Origin of the sequence: Chimaeribacter californicus, assembly GCF_002858675.1 — a bacterium.
GTDB classification, from domain to species: domain Bacteria; phylum Pseudomonadota; class Gammaproteobacteria; order Enterobacterales; family Enterobacteriaceae; genus Chimaeribacter; species Chimaeribacter californicus.
Map to the genome: position 1 here is coordinate 1 of NZ_PJZF01000090.1, position 867 is coordinate 867.

Here is an 867-nt window from a genome sequence, read left to right on the forward strand (position 1 = left end):
TGTTTACCTTAAATTTGATCGTTAAGAGGGTTTGCGTTAGGATTTGCGCGCTTTCCCTTTTTGATAGATTGCGAGAGTACTACAGCCCTCCGGGGCTGTTTTTATTCCTGCTGCCATATCTCCCCAGTATCAACACACACAAAGCCATGACACCGGCGGTGAAACTCATCTTTATACTGTATGGCGCTCGGGTGCTGCTGCTCATGCCAGTGCTGGTGTCCGGCCAGGAACGCGATCGGACAGGAGTGATATGCGCTGTAGTCAGTCCCCTCATTACGGGAGGCCGCCCGGGCACCATCAAACCACCCGGCCAGAACGTCAAAGCGCTCCACCAGCTGCACGGTAAAGTCATCTTCATCACCGATAACGCGCACTATACCCATCTTCCCCAATTGTTCCAGAACCCTTAGATTGCCCTCAATGTCATCCCCGCTGTAGTTGCCGGCATCATTAACATATGAAAAATGCGTATAGGGCGTGGGTGTGTCGATGTGATGGGCGCGCGCTACGGCGGTGAAGAATGTCATCATTTTGCGAGAGACTTTCATGCGGGATTCCTTATCTGGTGCATAGTAAAAACGCCCTCTATGGGGCGTTATGTGTGGGGGACTGCTTCACCTGGTACGCTGTCGTTCGAGCTGGTGGTAGCGTGTTGCGGCTTTCGATGCCGGCGCGCTGAATACGCGGTTTACGGCGTCAATCACGCTGCCGGCAGAGCAGTGCATCCATTCGATGATCTGCCGGGCTGCTGCCTCATCGGCAGACGCCACAAACAGGGCTGCGGCGTCAGCTGAAGCCATCGGTCTATCCAGGGTGTAGTCACGCAGTGGTGCGCCAGCGTCCAGAACCAGGGAGCAGGCTACTACC

The 867-nt window shown here is 55.0% G+C and carries 2 protein-coding genes; both read right to left on the minus strand.

Annotation, left to right across the window (positions count from 1 at the left end):
- Window positions 1–101: 101 nt before the first annotated feature.
- Window positions 102–548, minus strand: a complete 447-nt coding sequence (locus tag CYR55_RS23005) for a hypothetical protein (RefSeq protein WP_101818601.1) — start codon at window positions 546–548, stop codon at window positions 102–104.
- Between the two features lie 66 nt (window positions 549–614).
- Window positions 615–867, minus strand: a 253-nt coding sequence (locus tag CYR55_RS23730; RefSeq protein WP_206604069.1) for a hypothetical protein, incomplete at its 5' end; no start/stop codon positions are given.

Bases quoted from the DNA above. Each gene is read 5' to 3' on its own strand.
- CYR55_RS23005 (WP_101818601.1), bottom strand. From the start codon at position 548: ATGAAAGTCTCTCGCAAAATGATGACATTCTTCACCGCCGTAGCGCGC.